Genomic DNA, 16,008 nt, shown 5'->3' on the forward strand with positions numbered 1-16,008 from the left:
GATTCCCTGCGGACCATCGAGGGGTGCCAACAATGCTGAGGCGGATCTTCACAATTCTCGCGGTGGTCTTCACCGTGATGATCGCGACGCCGACGGTCGCGATGGGCGAGGACTACGGATTCGACCAGGCGTGCAACGAATTGCACGACACCCTCGACAGCGTCGCCATCCCGGGGATCTCGCTCGGTGATGCCGCCTCGGCGGTCTGCAAGGCCGGCAATGCCGCCTCGCATCCGGGCCAGGCGGCGGACGCGGTCAAGGACAAGGCGTGGGACTCCACCTTCGGCAAGGTGGTCGACTCGCTGATGAAGGGCCTCGGTGAGGCGCTGATTCTCGCGCTGACCTTCTGGATGAAGGTGCCCAACGAGGCGGTGAGCGATTCCGGCGCCCTGTTCACCAAGATCAACGACTACACCTATCAGATCCAGATATTGCTGTTGATCGCCTCGGTGATCATCACCGGCGGCCGCTTGGCCGAGGCCAGACGCGGCGCGGCGGTCAGCGAGGCCGCCGAATCCTTCCGGCTCTTCGCCCGGGTGGTGTTCAGTTCGTGGATGCTCGGGGCGGTGATCGTCGCCGGGACGCGGGCCTCGGACAAGTTCTCCGAGTGGATCATCACCGACTCCACCGGCGGCAATGCCAAGAACATGGCCGAGCTGATGGTGAAAACCAGCAAGCTGCAAGCATTTTCGCCCGGTCTGGTGCTGATCATCGCCATTGTCGGCCTGCTCGGCGCGCTCGCCCAGATCGTGCTCGCCATCGTGCGGCAGGGTCTGCTGGTGGTCGCCGCCGGTGTGCTGCCGCTGGCGGCGGCGGCCTCGGCGACCGGCACCGGGAAGCAGTCGTATCAGAAACTGATCGGCTGGATCATCGCGTTCATGCTGTTCAAACCGGTCGCGGCGATCGTCTACATGATCGCGTTCACGACCGCGGGCCACGCCGACGAGACCACCTCCTCGGGTGGGCTGCCCAGCGGCGAGGACGCGCAGCGGATGCTGGTCGCGCTGGTGCTGCTGTGCAGTGTCGCGTTCGTGCTGCCCGCGCTGATGCGCCTGGTGGCGCCCGCGGTCGCCACGGTCGGCACCGGTGGTTCCGGTCTGATGGTGGCCGGTGGCACGGCGGTCGGCGCGATGGCGCTCGGCGCGATCGGCACCAAGGCGGTCGCCTCCCGGCCCGCCGCGGCGCCCGGTTCGGCCGGCTACTTCGGCAGTGGCGGGGGCGGATCCCGGCCCGGTGGCGCGGCGGGCGCGGCCGGTGGCGCACCCCGACCCACCCCACCCCCGCGCGGTGGTGGCGGAGGCGGTGGTGCGGCGGCCACGCCGGCGGCATCGGGAGCGGTGCCCTCGGGCGCGGCCCGCGGCGTGGCGGCCGCGCGCGCGACGGCCGGTGGCACGGCCCGCGCGGATCAGGCGGCCGGTGACCTCGCCGGTGACCGCTGGGCGAATCGTTCACCCGACCTCGGCAGGAGCACGATTCCGCGATGACGACCTCGGTGACCGACACCTACGAGCGCCGTTCCTACGGGCTGTGGCAGAAACCGCGCAGCGCCGGCCTTTTCGGCCTGCGCTGGGAAGAGACCGTGATCGGTTTCGTCGTGGTGATCACGGCACTGATCTGCGCCATGGTCGGCGGATTCAAATGGGGCTTCATCGTCGGCGGCCTCGGCGCGCTGGTGATGGTGCCGCTGGTGTGGCGGACGGGGGGCCGCTCGGGCTACGAGACGGGACTGATGATGTTCAACTGGATGCGCTCGCGCCGCAACGGCGAGCACGTGTACCGCGGCGGCCGGTTCTCCCGGATCCCCGGCGGTGTCACGAAACTGCCGGGGCTGCTCGCCCCCTCGAAGCTCTACGAGGGCATCGACGCCGGTGGCTACCACTTCGGGATGATCCACCTGCCCGCGTTCGCGCAGTACACCGTGGTGCTGCGGGCCTGGCCGCAGGGCCACGAGGCGGTGGACCAGCCGGTGATCGACCGCTGGGTGGCGGCCTGGGGCACCTTCCTCGCCTCGGTCGGCCAGACTTCCGACATCGTCGCGGTGGTGCCGGTGATCGACACCGTGCCCGAGACCGGTAACCGGCTGCTCAACGAGGTCTCCACGATCACCCGCCCGGAAGCGCCCGAGCTGGCCCAGCAGGTGATGTACGAGCTGGCCACCGAATTGCCGCAGGAGCGCGTGCAATTGCTGCCGCGGGTGGCGATCACCTTCAAGGCCACCACCGCCGAGCGGCGCAAGAACCCGGCCGAGGAGGCGGTGGAGATCGGGCGCAGGCTGCCCGGCATCTGCGCGGCGCTGGCCGAGGCGGGCGTGCGGGCGCAGCCGATGTCGGCCGAGGAGGTCATTTCCTTCATCCGCCGCAGCTACGACCCGGCCGCCCAAGCCGATCTCGAGGTCGCCGCCGCCGATCCGGGCGGGCACGGCCTCGGCTGGGACGACGCGGGCCCGGTCTCGCACGACGAGAAGTGGGATCACCTGATCCACGACGGTGGCCGCTCGGTCACCTGGGAGATGGACGCCGCACCCGAGGGCGCGGTCGACGAGCGGGTGCTGCAGCGACTGCTCGCGCCCAATCCCGAAGTGCCACGCAAGCGCATCGCGATCGTCTACCGGCCGCACTCGGCCGCCGACGCCGCCGAGATCGTCGACGACGACTTCAAGAACGCGCTCGTGGCGCAGCAGAGTGAACGCGGTGTCGTCTCGGCGGCCGCGACACTGCGGGTCGGTGCGACCCAGCAGGCTCGTGAGGAACAGGCCCGCGGGCACGGTGTGACCCGCTTCGGCGCGCTGGTGACGATCACCGAGCCGCTCCGTGGCGATCTCCCGCGCATCGAGGCCATCACCCGCGACCTCTCGACGCAGGCCCGGCTCAAGATCCGCCGCTGCTACCGATACCAGGCCGCCGCCTTCGCGGCCTCGCTCGGATGCGGTGTGATCCTGCCGGAGCACGCGACCATTCCGAAGGCATTGGCGGGGTGAGGCGATCATGGGACGCGACTACGAACCTCCGGTGCGCGACCGCGACGACATCGCGTTGCGGCCGGTGCACCGGCCGCCGCGGATCCGCGGCGAACGCGAGCCGCGGCCCGCGGGGAGCAACCCGCGCGTGAGCGAGGACGTGCTCGGCCTCGACGAGCGCACCACCCGTGCCGAGGACACCGCGGCACGGGACTCCCGCGCGAGCGAGGAGCGCGGACAGGGCGAACGCCGCTCCCGCGAGGACGACCGTTCGCGTGCGCGGGGCGCGCAGCCACGCCGCCCGGCACCGGAGAACCGGTCGCGCGCGGAGGACCCGCGCCGTGGCGAGGACGCTCGCGCACCACGCCAGGATCCGCGCGGCGAGAACACCGGCCGCACGCGCGGCGAGCGGACCCGCGGGCCACGTCCGGCCGCGGGTCAGGGGGAGCGGCGCACCCGTGGACCGCGCCCGGAGCTGGCCCGGCTCGGGCTGCGCGAGGAGGATCACGGCCCCCGCCTCGAACCGCCACGTCCCGCCAAGCCCCGGCCAGGCAAGTCCGCCCGCCCGGTGAAGGCCGTGCGGCCCGACCGCCCCGACGACGCCGCCGACCGCGCGATGGGCACCGGCCGCTCCGCCAAGTCCAAGGGCAGGCCGGACCGCCGATCCCAGGGCCCATCGCTGCTCGACGACGCCACCCGCGCCCGCTACGAGATGATCCAGCGCGAGCAGTCGGGTCTGCGCGCGGCCTGGGCCACCTTCCGCCTGCACACCGACGACCTGCGCCGCAACAACGCCCAGGCCCGCACCGAAGCCGTGGTGGGTGACGGCTTCGACCGCACCACCGCCGAACTGACCGACCGTGGCTACTCCGGTCCCGGCGGCGGCAAGATGAACGTGGTCGGCCGCCCGGTCGAGTACCGCGCCACCACCGCCCAGGTCGCCGGCCTGTGGCCGTGGTCGGTCGGCGCGGGCGCGCCGCTGATCGGCACCCCGCTCGGTTCGCATCTGCACACCGGCGCCCCCGTGTGCTTCGACCCGATGAACTGGTTCATGCGCGGCAGCTTCATCACCGCGCCGAGCCTGTTCGTGCTGGGCCTCAACGGTTTCGGCAAGTCCTCGCTGGTGCGCCGGATCGTGCTGGGCGGCATCGCCCAGGGCATCACCCCGCTGATCCTGGCCGACGTGAAACCCGACTACCGCAAGATGGTCGAACTCGTCGGCGGCCAGGTCATCGACCTCGGTTACGGCCACGGCAAACTCAATCCGCTCGCCGCGGGTGTGCTCGGCGCGGTGGTGCCGCGGCTCACGGACTTCCCCGCGCTGCAGACACAGGTGCTGCAGGATCTGCGGGCCAGGCAGGTCACACTGATCGCCGGTCTGGTGGAGCTGGTCCGCGGCGCGCGCGTCGCCGACTTCGAGGAAACGCTGATCGCGACGGCGCTGCGCATCCTGTACAAGCCGGGCAGCGGATTCACCCCGGACAAGCCGCCGATCATGGAGAACCTGCTCGAGGTGATCATCGGCGGTGGCGCGGAACTGATGCTCGACGCCGGCGCCGACGACGAGGACGAATACCAGCACGCGATCAAGAACCTGCGCCGCTCGCTGCGCGCGCTCACCCAGGGCCCGTTCGGCGCGATCTTCAACGGGCAGACCACCGTGCCGATCGACACCAGCGCGGTCGCGGTGTGTATCGACGTCTCGCACATCCCCACCGGCGACAAGAAACTCAAGGCCGCGGTCATGCTGGCCTGCTGGGCCGACGGTTTCGCCTCGGTCGAGGCCGCGCACGTGCTCGCCGACGCGAAACTCGGTCCGCAGCGCTACTTCCAGGTGGTGATGGACGAGCTGTGGCAGGTGCTCGGCCTCGGCGACTTCATGGTCGACCGGGTCGACGAGCTGACCCGCCTGCAGCGTGGCCTGGCCACCGCGCTGATCATGATCAGCCACACCATCAAGGACCTGCAGGCGCTGGGCTCCGACGCCGCGATCGCCAAGGCCATCGGTTTCCTGGAACGCGCGCGCGCCAAGATCTTCGGCGCGCTGCCGGCCGAGGAACTGTCCCGGCTGGATTCCACGGTGCCGTTCACCACCGCCGAGCAGGAGATGGTCACCGGCTGGTCGGCGCCGCAGGCGCTCACCGGCGAGGCGTTGCGGCCGGGCCAGCAGCGGCCCGCACCGCCGGGCACCGGCCGGTTCCTGCTCAAGATCGGTGAGGATCGCCGGCCGGGCATTCCCTTCCACATGGAGTTCACGGTGTCGGAGAAGGAAAGCGGAATCCACGACACGAATCAGCGGTTCAGCGAGTTCGGGGACAACCCGCGTGGCGCGTCCGCGGCCGAATCGCCGGCGAACGGGGGTCAGCCATGATGCCGCACCGGTCCTATCGCCGGGTCTCGCCCGAGGTCCGCAAGGCCGCCGTCGAGCAGGTCTTCGCGCTGACCGACAAGCTGCGCAGCGAGTCCGAGGCCTGCCGGGTGGTGGCCGAACAGATCGGCGTGCACGCCAATTCGGTGCGCAACTGGGTGCGCGCGGCCGAGGGCCCGAGCCTGGAGCGGATGGACGCCACCGCGTTGCGGCGCAAGGTGGTCCTGCTCCAGCAGCAGCTGGCCGCGGCCGCGGAGATGAACCGCACACTCGCCGACACCCTCAACGAAACCCGGCGCCGCACGTGAACACCGCCGCGGCGGACCCGGATCCCGGCGCCCGGCGCGGCACGGCAGGAGGCACCCGGTGAACGCCCGCACGATCGTGATGTCCGCGCTCGGCGCGGTGGTCGGGCTGGTCGCGCTGGTGCTGGTGATCGTGCTGCCCGCCGCCGACGAGACCTGCGAGACCGGTGACGTGCTGGTCGGTTCGTCGGCCGCGACCCTGCCCCAGCTCGGCGGCGACTGGTCCGGTGACCCCCGCGCCGCCGCGTCGAGTACGCCCGCGCCGACCTCGAATCCGGCGGTGACCGCGACCCCGTCGCTGGCGGCCGGTGTGGGCCCGCTGCGGCGGACCCTGCCGCTCGAGGTGGGCACCTTCACCATTTCCGATGTGTTCGGTTCGCGCGGGGGTGATCACCAGGGCATCGATATGGCCGCCGCCGACGGCACCACCATCTACTCCGTCTCCGACGGCCGGGTCGTCGCCGCCGGTCCCGCGTCGGGATTCGGCAACTGGATCGTGGTCGACTCGGTCGACACCAACGGCCGCGCCTACTCGGCGGTCTACGGCCACATGTGGGACAGCGGCGTCAAGGTGCGCACGGGGCAGACGGTGACCGCGGGTCAGCCGATCGGGATGGTCGGCTCGGCGGGCGAATCCAGCGGCCCGCACCTGCATTTCGAGATCGTGCCCGGCGGCCGGTTCACCGGTGGCCGCCAGATCGACCCGATGCCCTGGCTCGACGGCGCGCCCACCCCGGATGTCGGTGGCGCGCGGGCCTTCTCCAGCGACGCCAGCTGTGTGCGCGGCTTCGGCAGCGCCGGTGGCCTGCTCGCGGTCGGGAAAGTGCCCGCCGAGCTGGAGATCTGGTATCGCCGCGCGGGCACGGTCTGCCCGGAGATCTCCTCCTCGCTGCTGGCCGCGCAGGCCAAGCAGGAGTCGGGATTCCGGCGTGGGCTCACCTCGCCCGCGGGGGCGCAGGGCCTGGCCCAGTTCCTGCCGGGTACCGCGGTGAGCATCAATCCCGACGACGGCAGGCCCTATGTGATCGACGCCGACGGCAACGGCCGGGCCAGCGTGTGGGACGACGGCGACGCGATCATCGGCCAGGCCCGCTACATGTGCGCGATCGCGCACAAGATCGCGGGCTGGATGGCCGAGGGCAAGGTCTCCGGTGACCTGACCGCGCTCACCCTGGCCGGGTACAACGCCGGTGAGGGCGCGGTGCTCGCCTCCGGCGGCCTGCCCAATCAGGTTGCGGCGCACTACTCCGAGACCCGGCCCTACGTCACCAACATCCTGTCGATGGAACCGCAGTACCGCGCGCCCGGCGCGCAGGGCCGGTTCACCCCCGAAGAAGGTGGTGGTGGCGCGCAGGTCGTCGAGGCCGCCCACGACTGGCTCGGTACGCCGTACGTGTGGGGTGGCGGCGGCGCGCAGGGGCCCAGCAGCGGCGGGTTCGACGGGCCCGGCCTGACTTCGGCGGCGGTGTTCGCGGCGTCGGCGGGCGCGGTCACGTTGCCGCGCACCGCCGAACAGCAGTGGGAGGCAGGCTATGAGGTGCCGATCACCAAGATCGCCGCGGGTGACCTGGTGTTCAGTGACTTCGGCAGGCTGGGGCCCGCGCAGGTGGGGATCTACGCGGGCAACGGCCGGATGATCCAGGCGACGCCGGCGGCGAGCACCCGCGGTGGCGGCGGCGTCGTCGAGGTGGCGGTACCGGGCGACGCGCGGGCGAGGAGGGTGTTGTGACCACACCGTGTCGGACACCGGCGATAACCTGGTGGGACAGAACACGAATCCGCACGATTCCGGCGGTGATGCTCGTGGCGGTCCTCAGCTCGGTCGCTGCCTGCGGCGGCGACTCCGGCTCCGCGCGTCCGGACCAGGTCACCACGACCACCCGGCTGCTGGAGGCGGCCGCGGCGGCCGACCCGACCACCGCCGACGGGGTCGCGGTGGTGGCCCTGCGCGAGATCTACACCTGGAACCCGGTGAGCGAGCAGCCGGGTAGCTCATTGCAACGTGCACGAAAATGGCTGGGGCCCAGCATGATCCGTATGCTGGACAGTTCGGCCGGAGCCACCGATACACCGAAACCGTCGCTGCAGTGGGCGGACTGGGCGAAAGCGAAGGCGCGGGTGGAGGCCTTCACCTTCGCCTCGGGCGAGCAGGCACCCGCGAGCGCGGATCCGGCGGTGGCGCAGTACAAGATCGGCGTCGAGCAGACGGTCGTCTACCCGGACGGACGCACCGTGGCGCTCCCGCCGAGCACGGTGATCGCGACCGTGGTCCGCACGCCGCAGGGCTGGCGTCTGGACGCGTTCCGCTGAACCACCATCCGACAAGGTCCACAAGGAGGCACACGTGGCGAAGAAGAAGGTGACGGATCCGGCCGCGGTCGGACCGGACACGACGCTGATCCTGATCGTGGTCGGCTTTGCGACCCTGATCACCCTCGCCGTCGCGCTGCACCTGGGCAACGCGATCGCGGTGGTGCCGCAGGACATTCCGATCAACCCGATCGCCGTGGTCGCCGATCTGGCGCGCGGCAAACTGCACTGGCCGCGCGCCTCGACGGTGATCGTGCTGCTGGTCATCGCCTCGCTCATCGCGTATGTGGTGATCCGCAGGCGGCTGGCCAAACGAGCGGTCATCGGCCGATTGGCGGTGGACGACAAGGCCGACCACATGGGGACCGGCAGCGCGATTTCCTCGATCACCGAGGCGGGCGTGCGGGAGAAGGCGAACCAGCTCGGCGTGCGGTTGCGCGGCGGTGACGCGCCCGGCGTCCCGATCGGTGTCGCGGTGGCCGACGGTTCGCCGCTCTACGGCTCCTACGAGGACCTGCACCTCGACATCTGGGGTCCGCGCCAGGGCAAGTCCACCTCCCGGGTGATCCCGGCGATCCTGGCCGCGATCGGCCCGGTGATCACCACCTCCAACAAGCGCGATGTCGTCGACGCGACCCGCAATGTGCGCGAGGACCGCGACAGCCGCACCTTCGTCTTCGACCCGCAGGGCGTCGCCGGCGAGCGCGCCAAATGGTTCTGGGATCCGCTGGCCTGGGTCGACCACCGGCAGGAGGGCTGTGAGATGCGCGCCGCGCGGCTGGCGGGCCATTTCGCCGATGCCGAACGCGGCGAGGGTGACACTGCCGACAGCTTCTTCGAACCCGAGGCCGAGGACCTGCTGGCCGGGCTGTTCCTGGCCGCCGCCATCGCGCGCAAGCCGATCACCCAGGTGTGGGAATGGGTGACCGACCCGCAGAACGCCGAGCCGATCGAGCTGCTGCGTGGCGCCGGGCACGACTTCACCGCCTCCGGTCTGGCCATGCAGTACAACACCGAACACCGGACCAAGAGCGGCATCTTCGCCATGGCCAAGAAGATGATCCGCTGCCTGCAGTTGTCGAATGTGCACCCGTGGATCGCGCGGGGCAACACCGACCGCTATCAGTTCGACGAGCTGGAATTCCTCGAGCGCAACGGCACCCTGTACTGCCTGTCGCTGGAGGGGCGCGGTTCGGCGGCGCCGCTGGTGAGCGCGTTGACCGAGGCCGTCATCGACGTCGCCATGCGCAAGGCGTCGCGGTCCTCGGGCGGGCGGCTGCCGGTGCCGCTGCTCGCGGTGCTCGACGAGGCCGCGAACGTGGTGCGCTGGAAGGATCTGCCCAAGCAGTACAGCCACTTCGGTTCCCGCGGCATCGTCGTGATGACCGTGCTGCAGTCGTGGGCGCAGGGCGCACGCTGCTGGGGCGAGGCCGGTATGAGCGCGTTGTGGTCGGCGGCCAACATCAAGGTGCTCGGCAGCGGCATCGACGATATGGCCTTCCTGCGCGATCGATCCGAGGCGATCGGCGAGTACGACTCGATCTCGCAGTCGATGTCGCAGTCGGGCAACAACAAGAGCTACTCCCGCTCGCTGAGTTCCTCGGTGACCTTCACTGCGCAGGGCCTGGCGACGCTGCCGCGCGGCCGTGCGGTCGTGTTCACCTCCGGCCAGCCCGCGGTGCTCGTGCGGACGGTGCCGTGGTGGGAGTCGGACTACGCCGACGAGGTACGCCGGTCCATCGAGGACAACGATCCGACCCGCAAGACCCGCATCGACGATCTGATCGGCACGTCGCCGGTGCTGTCGAAATCCCTACCGCCGGACGAAATCGGTGACATCGAGGAGGCCACACCGCTGTGAGCAATGAATTTTCGGGCGCGAACAAGAAGGAACGGGTCTACGCCGACGTGTCCGAGTTCGTGAAGAACTACCTGAGCGAGCTCTATCAGCGGCAAGTCACCGATATCAGCGACACGGTGTGGTGCCCGGAATGGTGGCGTCATCCCGAGGCGGCGGTGCGGCTCGACGCGTTGTGGCAGGCGTGGGAGCACTACCGGATGCAGGGCGGCCCGGGAATCAGCGTGTGGTTCCTCGACCACGCGGACCCGCATATGACCAAGCTGTTCGATCCGCGCGGACCGTTCAAGTACTGCAGTGTGCGCAACGGTCACAAGGAGATGCTCAAGTCGCTGCCACTGGAGAATCCCGACGCCAATCTGTGGACGGCGCCGGAGAACGGCCTGTGGGACAAGGACCATCCGCACGGCGCGTGAATACCTGGCGCGCTCCCTCGACCCGCCCCGGCGGATCGAGGGAGCGGCCGGTCAGCGTTCGATGCCGCGTTCGAGCCCGCGTTCGAGTCCGCGCGCTTCCAGACCGCGGGCCCGCATCGGCGTGTGCCGGGTGGCCGCGTCGTGCAGGCGAATCGCGTCGTCGGGCGAAATGCCCTGCCCCATCTCGACCAGCATGCGCACCTGGCTCAGTTCGGGCGCGACCCCGGCCCGCTCCAGATGGGCGGCGATCGCGGCCCGCCGCTCGACGGTGTCGTAACCGACCTGCTGGGTGGCGACACTCGTCGACGCGGTGGCGAATACCGAGGACGGGTCCTTTTCCAGGCTGAGCCCCCGCTGCTGGGTGGCCTGGTTGCCCATCGACATCATCTGGCCGAGCTCGATATTGCGCGGGTCCTTGGCCTTGAGGTCGCGGGCCTCGCGCAGCTGGAGTTCCTTGGCTTCCTTCATCTTCGCCTCGACCGCCTTGGCGCGGGCCTCGGCCTCTTTCTGGCCGTGTTCGCGCGACTTCAGGGCGACCAGGGTGGCCATCTGCAGCATGGTGCGCATCATCGATGCCGTTTCGCTGCCGATGTCGTCGAGTTCCGCCATGACTGCTCCCCGATGCTGCTGTGGAAGTGGACATCTGAGCCTACCCCGGGAAGGACACGAGTGGATGTCCTCCCGGGGTGGCCGCGCGTCTCAGCCGACCGTGACGGTGTTGAACGAGATCGGCATGGCGGGCGGGCCGTCCTTCGCGCCGTTCTTGACACCCGCGCCGGCGACCTTGTCCAGCGTCGCCAGACCGGCCTCGTCGATGGTGCCGAAGATGGTGTAGTTCGGCGCCAGCTCGGTGTCACCGAAGACCAGGAAGAACTGGCTGCCGTTGGTGCCCTTGCCCTCTGGCGAGGTACCGGCGTTGGCCATGGCGATCACGCCGCGCTGGTAGTTCACCGGCTGGCTCAGCGCCGGGTCGTCCGGCGCGAACAGGTCGGTGGGGTACTCGTTGTCGAAGCTGTAACCGGGGCCGCCCCCGCTGGTGGCCGTCGGGTCACCGCACTGCAGGATGCCGAAGCCGGGGGAGGCCACGATGCGGTGGCAGCTGGTCTGATCGAAGTAGCCCTGCTCGGCCAGGCTCACCAGCGAGTTGACCGTGCACGGCGCCTGCGCGCTGTTGAGCGAGAGTCCGATCGGGCCCTGGGTGGAGTCGATCGAGACCTTGACCTCGGGGCCGTCGGTGGCCACCGTGGTCGTCGCGGGCGGGGTGACCGGTTTGGCCGCGGGCTCGGTGTCGGCCGGGTAGCTGCAGTCGACCGTGGCCGGCTTGGCGGCGGGCGGCGGCGGGCCGGGCAGGTCGAGCGGGGTGTTGACGAACTGCGTGGTCGGCACCGTGGAGGACGACTCGGCGGCCGTCGAGTCCTCGTCACCGCCCTTGGTGAGGAAGTACACGCCGGCCGCGGCGGCCGCGACCACGACGACGCCGAGGACCGAGCCCGCGATCGTCAGGCGCTTGCGCTTCTTCTCCTGCTCGGCCCGCCGGGCCAGCTGGCGCTCCAGCTTGCGCTTGGCCGCCGCCCGTCGCTGTTCGTTACTCGGCACTACCACGTTCCTCCTGTGTCGTCAGGTTCGTCTAGAGGGTAACCGGTTGGACGCGAGGGGCGCCCGTGGGGAAAACTGGATGATCGTGACCAAGACCAGCAGCTTCACCGCCCCGAAGGGGGTACCGGATTACCTGCCGCCCAGCTCGGCCGAGTTCGTCGCCGTGCGTGACGGCTTGATCCACGCCGCCCGGCTCGCCGGGTACGGCCACATCGAGCTGCCGGTCTTCGAGCAGACCGCGCTGTTCGCGCGGGGTGTCGGCGAGTCGACCGACGTGGTCAGCAAGGAGATGTGGACCTTCGCCGACCGTAACGGCGAGAGCTTCACGCTGCGTCCGGAGGGCACCGCGGGCGTCATGCGGGCGGTCATCCAGCACGGTCTGGACAAGAGCGGGCAGCTGCCGCTCAAACTTTGCTATGCCGGTCCGTTCTTCCGCTACGAGAACCCGCAGGCCGGTCGCTACCGGCAGCTGCAGCAGGTCGGTATCGAGGCGATCGGCGTCGACGATCCCGCGCTCGACGCCGAGGTCATCGCCATCGCCGACGCCGGTTTTCGAGGCCTCGGCCTGGACGGGTTCCGCCTGGAGATCACCTCGCTCGGCGACGAGACCTGCCGTCCGCAGTACCGGGAGCTGCTGCAGGAGTTCCTGCTCGCGCTGCCGCTGGACTCCGAGACCCAGCGCCGCGCGCGGATCAATCCGCTGCGCGTGCTCGACGACAAGCGGCCCGAGGTGCGCGAGCTGACCGCGAACGCGCCGCTGATGATCGATCACCTCTCGGAATCGGCGAAGGCGCACTTCGAGCAGGTCCTCGGCCACCTCGACGCGCTCGGCGTGCCGTATGTGGTCAACCCGCGGATGGTGCGCGGCCTGGACTACTACACCAAGACCACCTTCGAATTCGTGCACGATCAGCTGGGCGCGCAGTCCGGCATCGGTGGCGGCGGCCGCTACGACGGGCTGATGGCCCAGCTCGGCGGGCAGCCGCTGTCGGGCATCGGGTTCGGCATCGGGGTGGACCGGACGGTGCTCGCCCTGGCGGCCGAGGGCAAGTCGGCGGCCGATCCGGCCCGCTGTCAGGTCTACGGCGTGGCGCTCGGTGACGCGGCCAAGGCGCGGATGGTCGCGCTCGGCGGTGCGCTGCGCGGCGCGGGCATCAGCGTCGACCTGGCCTACGGCGGGCGCGGGATGAAGGGCGCGATGAAGGGTGCCGACCGCTCCGGCGCGAAGTACACCCTCGTGCTGGGCGACCGCGACCTCGCCGAGAACACCATCGGGGTCAAGGAGATGGCGACCGGCGAGCAGCGGCAGGTGCCGCTGGGCGAGGTCGTCGGGGTGCTGCGTACCGCACTCGGTAACTGAAGTCCGGGGCGGTGCAGGCGCGGGTAGTCTGACCGCGCCGGCGCCGGACCCGCCGCTGACCGGTGGAGAGGGAACCAAGTGAACGGGGACTCCGGCCGCGCGGAACCGGTCGGCATCGACCTGGTCGCGCCCGAGGTGTTCGCGCCGATGTTGCGCAAACTCGCGCTGGCCGCGCTCGGCGTCGGCGTCGGGGTGACGTTGCTGTCGGCGATCTGGCTGAGCTGGCTGCCCGCGCTCGTGCTCGGGCTGGTCGTCGCGGTACCGACCATCGGCTATGTGTTCGCCTTCGGCCGTCGGCGGATGTGGTTGAGCGGCACCGTGATCCACGCGCACCGGCTCGTCGGCGAACGCCGGATCGACCTGGCCGCGGCGACCGGCGTGCAACTGCTCGTCTTTCCCGGCCGGTTGAGCCGGATCGTACTGCGGGTGACCGCGGGCGCCGACACCCAACTGGTGCCGCTGGCGATGTACACCGACGCGGACAGCGGCCGGGAACTGCACCTGCTCGGATTGCGCAAACTCGCCGACGCGCTGGCCGCCAGTGAGCTCGCCGCGGCCGTGGCGATCTCGGAAGTGCTGGTACAGCAGTTGCGCGCCGAGGCCCGCGACGCCGGGCTCACCGAACGGCCGCTGTATCGCGGGGTGCGCTTGGTGCGGGCCAAGGACGCGGTGTCACCGGTGGTGCTGAGCGACACCGAGGTCGCCGAGCTGGGCTGAGTGCGTCCGGTCGTTCAGCCGAACAGCGCCAGCTGGGTGTCCGGTGCCGGCGGCGTCGGCGACCGCGGGGTGGTTGTGCCTTGGGGGCGGTGCAGGCCGTACGCGGTGAGCAGCGGATCGATCCGCTCGCGCAGCCAGGTGCGGTACGCGGGGCTGACGGTGCCGCCGCGGGCGTAGAGCTGACGGTAGCGGCGCATCAAGGCCGGATGCTCGGCGGCGAGCCAGCTCAGGAACCAGTCGCGGGTCGGGCCGCGCAGGTGCATCGGGAAAGCCGTGGCACTGGTGGCGCCCGCCTCGGCGATCGCGGCGACGAGGGCTTCCAGGTGCGCGCGGCTGTCGGTGAGGCACGGAATGATGGGCGCGGCCATGACGTGTACTGCGAATCCGGCCTCGGCCAGGGCGCGCACCAGCTCCAGGCGGGCACGGGGTTCGGGGGTGCCGGGTTCGAGGCTGTGGTGCAGGTCCGGGTCGAGGATGGCGATCGATACCGCCACACTGATCTCCACCTGTCGCGCCGCCTCGGTGAGCAGCGGGAGATCGCGACGCAGCAGCGGGCCCTTGGTGAGAATCGAGAAGGGCGTGCGCGCCTCGGTGAGCGCGCGAATGATGCCGGGCATCAGGCGATAACGACCCTCGGCGCGCTGATAGGGGTCGGTATTGGTGCCCAGCGCCACCGCCTCCCGCTGCCAGGACCGGCGGGCGAGCTCGCGCCGCAGCACCGCGCCGACATTGGTCTTCACCACGATCTCGGCGTCGAAATCGCGACCGGCGTCCAGCCCGAGGTATTCGTGGCTGCCACGCGCGAAGCAGTAGCGGCAGGCGTGCGAACAGCCACGCATCGGATTGATCGTCCAGCGGAACGGCAGCGCCGAGTTCTCCGGCATCTTGTTGAGCGCGCTCTTGCAGAGCACCTCGTGGAAGGTGATGCCGTCGAACTCGGGGGTGCGGACGGTGCGCACCAGACCCGCCCGGGTCAGTCCGGGCAGTGCGCCGTCATCGGCGTCGAGGGTCTGGTTCTGCCACCGCACCCCACGAGTCGAACATTCGTTCGAACTGGTGTCAAGCGGCGCGCGGGGCCCGCAGGAAGTCGACCAGGTCGGCGACGGTCTGCTGGACCGGGCGCGGCTGGTAGCCGAGCTCGCGTTCGGCCTTGCCGTGGTCGACGATCGGTGCCGAGATCACCGCGCCCAGCGCGGCCTTGGACAGGATGTCGGAGCCCAGGCGTTTGCCGATCGGTTCCAGGACCGGCAGGAGCGCGCCCAGCGCCTTGGCCGGGATGGCGAAGCGCGGGCCCTTGACCCCGGCGTGCGCCGCCGCCATCTTGCACAGGTCGAACAGGGTGACCATCTCGCCGCCGAGCAGGTAGTTCTCGCCGGTACGGCCCTTCTCGCCGGCCAGGATCAGGCCCTGGCCGACATCGCGCACATCGACCAGGTCGAAACCGCCGCCGATCATCACCGGCGTGCGGCCGCGCACGGCCTCGAGGACGGTGCGGTTCAGGCGCGAGAGCCGATCGGGGAAGTCGACCGGGCCGTAGACGCCGGTCGGGTTGACGATCACCGCGTCCAGGCCGCGCTCGATCACCGCGCGCAGCTTCTCCTCGCCCGCCCACTTGGACCGGTCGTACACCGGCAGCTCCGGATCCACCGAGCGGCCGGTGGTCTCGTCGATGTGACCACCGGCGCGGTACTGGTCGAACGCGTGGATGGAGCTGGTGTGCACGAACCGGCGCACGCCGACCTCGAGCGCCGCCTCGGCGGTGACCCGCACGCCCTCGGTGTTCACCCGCCAGGCCAGATCGTTCTTCTCGGCGAGGGTGATCAGCGCGACCAGGTGGTAGACCACCTCGACGTCGGCCAGCGCCGAGCGCATCGACGCCGGGTCGAGCACATCGCCTTCGACCCAGGTGACGGCCGGGTCGGACGTGGTCGGGGCGGCGCGATCGATGGCCACGACGTCGTGGCCGCGCTCGACGAGCTGCGGGATCAGGTTGGTACCGAGGTAGCCGGCTGCGCCGGTCACTGCGACCTTCATGCGGCCGAGGATATAGAACATGTTCTAGTTTTCCTAGTGAATGGCATAGATCCAGGCAGACACGGGTCGAAACACGTCGGGGTGTTCG

General features: G+C 70.4%; 14 protein-coding genes. 10 read left to right on the forward strand and 4 right to left on the reverse strand.

All coding sequences use genetic code 11. The features are described 5' to 3' along the window. Positions 1–62 precede the first annotated feature (62 nt). From ACFXK0_RS16230 to ACFXK0_RS16265, 8 genes are all read left to right on the forward strand, one after another. A complete protein-coding gene (locus ACFXK0_RS16230; RefSeq protein WP_379411075.1) occupies positions 63–1,484 on the forward strand; it encodes a hypothetical protein in 1,422 nt (473 codons plus the stop codon). After that, positions 1,481–2,977, forward strand: a complete 1,497-nt coding sequence (locus ACFXK0_RS16235; protein WP_379411076.1) for an SCO6880 family protein — start codon at positions 1,481–1,483, stop codon at positions 2,975–2,977. Before ACFXK0_RS16230 ends, ACFXK0_RS16235 begins: the two co-directional genes overlap by 4 nt. 7 nt (positions 2,978–2,984) lie before the next feature. Then, positions 2,985–5,327 (forward strand): hypothetical protein, encoded by a 2,343-nt coding sequence (locus ACFXK0_RS16240; RefSeq protein WP_379411077.1) that lies wholly within the window; start codon positions 2,985–2,987, stop codon positions 5,325–5,327. Continuing rightward, a complete protein-coding gene (locus tag ACFXK0_RS16245; RefSeq protein ID WP_379411078.1) occupies positions 5,324–5,632 on the forward strand; it encodes a transposase in 309 nt (102 codons plus the stop codon). Before ACFXK0_RS16240 ends, ACFXK0_RS16245 begins: the two co-directional genes overlap by 4 nt. 58 nt (positions 5,633–5,690) lie before the next feature. After that, positions 5,691–7,358, forward strand: a complete 1,668-nt coding sequence (locus ACFXK0_RS16250) for a peptidoglycan DD-metalloendopeptidase family protein (RefSeq protein ID WP_379411079.1) — start codon at positions 5,691–5,693, stop codon at positions 7,356–7,358. Between the two features lie 68 nt (positions 7,359–7,426). Continuing rightward, positions 7,427–7,939 carry a hypothetical protein gene (locus ACFXK0_RS16255; protein ID WP_379411185.1) on the forward strand — a complete coding sequence of 171 codons (513 nt, stop codon included), beginning with the start codon at positions 7,427–7,429 and terminating at the stop codon, positions 7,937–7,939. Between the two features lie 34 nt (positions 7,940–7,973). Then, positions 7,974–9,800: a type IV secretory system conjugative DNA transfer family protein gene (locus ACFXK0_RS16260; protein WP_379411080.1), complete on the forward strand. Its 1,827-nt coding sequence runs from the start codon at positions 7,974–7,976 to the stop codon at positions 9,798–9,800. Further along, entirely contained in the window at positions 9,797–10,213 is a 417-nt protein-coding gene (locus ACFXK0_RS16265; protein ID WP_379411081.1) for a DUF4913 domain-containing protein, read from the forward strand. The genes ACFXK0_RS16260 and ACFXK0_RS16265 overlap by 4 nt, the downstream gene beginning before the upstream one ends. A 51-nt stretch (positions 10,214–10,264) precedes the next feature. Here ACFXK0_RS16265 and ACFXK0_RS16270 read toward each other — a convergent pair whose 3' ends face one another. Together ACFXK0_RS16270 and ACFXK0_RS16275 are read right to left on the reverse strand one after the other, a co-directional pair. Continuing rightward, complete coding sequence (locus tag ACFXK0_RS16270; protein WP_379411082.1) at positions 10,265–10,822, reverse strand: hypothetical protein; 558 nt, start codon at positions 10,820–10,822, stop codon at positions 10,265–10,267. 90 nt (positions 10,823–10,912) lie between these two features. Further along, a complete protein-coding gene (locus ACFXK0_RS16275; protein WP_379411083.1) occupies positions 10,913–11,809 on the reverse strand; it encodes a peptidylprolyl isomerase in 897 nt (298 codons plus the stop codon). An 85-nt stretch (positions 11,810–11,894) separates the two neighbouring features. Here ACFXK0_RS16275 and hisS point away from each other — a divergent pair, with 85 nt between their 5' ends. Together hisS and ACFXK0_RS16285 are read left to right on the forward strand one after the other, a co-directional pair. Continuing rightward, positions 11,895–13,169: a histidine--tRNA ligase gene (hisS, locus tag ACFXK0_RS16280; protein WP_379411186.1), complete on the forward strand. Its 1,275-nt coding sequence runs from the start codon at positions 11,895–11,897 to the stop codon at positions 13,167–13,169. 78 nt (positions 13,170–13,247) lie between these two features. Continuing rightward, complete coding sequence (locus ACFXK0_RS16285; RefSeq protein WP_379411084.1) at positions 13,248–13,886, forward strand: hypothetical protein; 639 nt, start codon at positions 13,248–13,250, stop codon at positions 13,884–13,886. 14 nt (positions 13,887–13,900) lie between these two features. Here the strand turns inward: ACFXK0_RS16285 and ACFXK0_RS16290 are convergent, their stop codons facing one another. Together ACFXK0_RS16290 and ACFXK0_RS16295 are read right to left on the reverse strand one after the other, a co-directional pair. After that, positions 13,901–14,914, reverse strand: coding sequence for an Rv2578c family radical SAM protein (locus tag ACFXK0_RS16290; protein WP_379411085.1), 1,014 nt, complete (start codon positions 14,912–14,914; stop codon positions 13,901–13,903). 31 nt (positions 14,915–14,945) lie between these two features. Continuing rightward, complete coding sequence (locus tag ACFXK0_RS16295; protein ID WP_379411086.1) at positions 14,946–15,920, reverse strand: NAD-dependent epimerase/dehydratase family protein; 975 nt, start codon at positions 15,918–15,920, stop codon at positions 14,946–14,948. Positions 15,921–16,008 lie beyond the last annotated feature (88 nt).

Source organism: Nocardia sp. NPDC059177 (assembly GCF_042755165.1).
Classification (GTDB): domain Bacteria; phylum Actinomycetota; class Actinomycetes; order Mycobacteriales; family Mycobacteriaceae; genus Nocardia.